The following is a 1973-nucleotide window of genomic DNA, read 5'->3' on the forward strand; positions in this document are numbered from 1 at the left end:
GGGGGCGCTGTCCATCACCCTGGCCTCCGCCGGGAGCCTGGACTCCCTGATGGGGCTGGGCAGCCGGACCATCGGGGAGCTGGCGGACTTCTCCCAGGCGCTGCTGCCCACCCTGGCGGCGGCCACGGCGGCCAGCGGGGCCGTCACCACCGCCACGGTGCAGCAGGTGTCCACGGTGTTCTTCGTGGATCTGCTGCTGCGGCTGATCCGGCAGCTGCTGCTGCCGCTGGTGTACCTGTACATCGGATTGCTGACGGCGGCGGCCTGCCTGCCGGAAAACCGGCTGGGGGCCATTGCCGAGGCGCTGAAAAAGCTGGTGACCTGGATCCTCACCACGGCGCTGCTGGTGTTCACCATCTACCTCTCCATCGTGCGGATCATCTCCGGCTCCGCCGACAGCGCCACGGTGAAGGTGGCAAAGGCCGCCATCTCCGGCGTGGTGCCGGTGGTGGGAGGCATCATCGCCGACGCGTCGGAGACGGTGCTGGCCGGGGCCGGGATGCTGAAGAACACCATCGGCGTCTTCGGGATGCTGGCCATCCTGGCGGCCTGCGCCTATCCTTTCCTGCAGCTGGGGGTCCAGTACCTGCTGTACAAGCTGACGGCGTATCTGGCCTCCGTGGTGGGGGCGCCGGGGCTGTGCAAGCTCATCGACGGGCTGGGAGGCGCCTTCGGCCTGATTCTGGGCATGACCGGCGGCTGCGCGCTGCTGCTGCTCATCTCCGTGCTGGCCTCCGTGGGGGCGGTGATGCCATGATGGAGGCGGTGCGGGCGTGGCTGACCTCCGTGGTACTGGTGTCGGTGCTGCTGTCGGCGGCCCAGAGCCTGATCCCGCCGGGCACCGTGCGGAAGGCGGCGGGCTTCACCGGCGGGCTCATCCTGCTGCTGGTGCTGCTGCGGCCGGTGCTGGGGGCAGACCTGGAGCATCTGGAGCTGGATTTCGACCACTACCAGGCGGCGGTGGAGGAACGGCAGGAGGAGCTGGCCGACACACAGACCGAGGCCATGGCTTCTATCATAGCGGAGCAGACAGAAGCATATATATTGGACAAAGCGGGCGAGCTGGGGCTGGAGGTGACCGTCCGGGTGGAGACGCGGACGGAGGGAAACGGCATCCCGGTGCCCTGGTCCGCGGAGCTGACGGGCAGCTGGTCGCAGGCGCTGGCGTCGGCGCTGGAGACGGAACTGGGCATCCCGGCGGAGAGGCAGGTTTGGCATGAGCGGGAAGCAGAAAACTGAAGGAGTGCGAAGGATATGGGACAAGTACAAATTCGTGGCGCTGGTGGCGCTGGCGGGAGCCGTGCTGCTGCTGTGGCCCGGCGGGGACGGGAAGACGGCGGAGCGCGCCTCGCCCCAGGCGGCCGCCCTGGTGGAGGCGGAGCTCCAGCAGGAGATGGAGGACATTCTGGGCCGCATCCAGGGCGTGGGGGAGGTGCAGGTGCTGCTGACCGTGGAATCGGACGGCGAGCGGCAGCTGGCACAGGACTCGGAGCTCTCTTACAGCGGCTCCACCGCGGCGCCGGAGGACTACTCCCGTTCCTCCCAGACCGTGCTGGTGGACGACGGGAGCGCCGAGGCGCCGGTGGTGACCCGGACGGTGTATCCCACCTATCGGGGGGCCCTGGTGGTGTGCCAGGGCGGGGACCGGGCGGACGTGAAGCTGGCGGTGACGGAGGCGGTGGCGGCCCTGACCGGCCTTTCCGCAGACCGCATCACCGTGGCAAAATCGCAGTGATGATTTGGAGGAGGAGACAGCCCATGAGCGCGAGATGGAAGCGGAATACCGTGGTGGCCACGATGGTGCTGCTGGTGTGCGCAGCAGTGGCCCTGAACTGGAAGTACACCGGCGAGCAGGCGGCGGACGCCGTGGAGGAGACCGGCACCAAGATCCTGGGGGAAGCCACGCTGGTCAGCGGTCAGGAGGACGGCGGCGAGGCCGGGACGGATGAGGAGGCGGTCTACACCGGCGGGGG

General features: G+C 68.8%; 3 protein-coding genes and 1 pseudogene. All 4 read left to right on the top strand.

The window, feature by feature from the left end; genetic code table 11:
- Nucleotides 1-757, top strand: a 757-nt coding sequence (locus tag HMPREF1546_RS15590) for a stage III sporulation protein AE (RefSeq protein ID WP_021752108.1), incomplete at its 5' end; no start/stop codon positions are given.
- Entirely contained in the window at nt 754-1239 is a 486-nt protein-coding gene (locus HMPREF1546_RS15595; protein ID WP_021749009.1) for a stage III sporulation protein AF, read from the top strand. The genes HMPREF1546_RS15590 and HMPREF1546_RS15595, both read left to right, overlap by 4 nt.
- Nucleotides 1217-1735, top strand: coding sequence for a stage III sporulation protein AG (locus HMPREF1546_RS15600; RefSeq protein WP_021749008.1), 519 nt, complete (start codon nt 1217-1219; stop codon nt 1733-1735). Before HMPREF1546_RS15595 ends, HMPREF1546_RS15600 begins: the two co-directional genes overlap by 23 nt.
- Before the next feature lie 23 nt (nt 1736-1758).
- A pseudogene (locus HMPREF1546_RS19730) lies at nt 1759-1973 on the top strand (SpoIIIAH-like family protein); the annotation flags it as partial.

It is taken from the genome of Oscillibacter sp. KLE 1745, from assembly GCF_000469445.2.
Lineage (GTDB): Bacteria > Bacillota > Clostridia > Oscillospirales > Oscillospiraceae > Oscillibacter > Oscillibacter welbionis.

Coding starts and splice junctions, on each gene's coding strand:
- HMPREF1546_RS15595 (WP_021749009.1), top strand. CDS start 754: ATGATGGAGGCGGTGCGGGCGTGGCTGACCTCCGTGGTACTGGTGTCG.
- HMPREF1546_RS15600 (WP_021749008.1), top strand. CDS start 1,217: ATGAGCGGGAAGCAGAAAACTGAAGGAGTGCGAAGGATATGGGACAAG.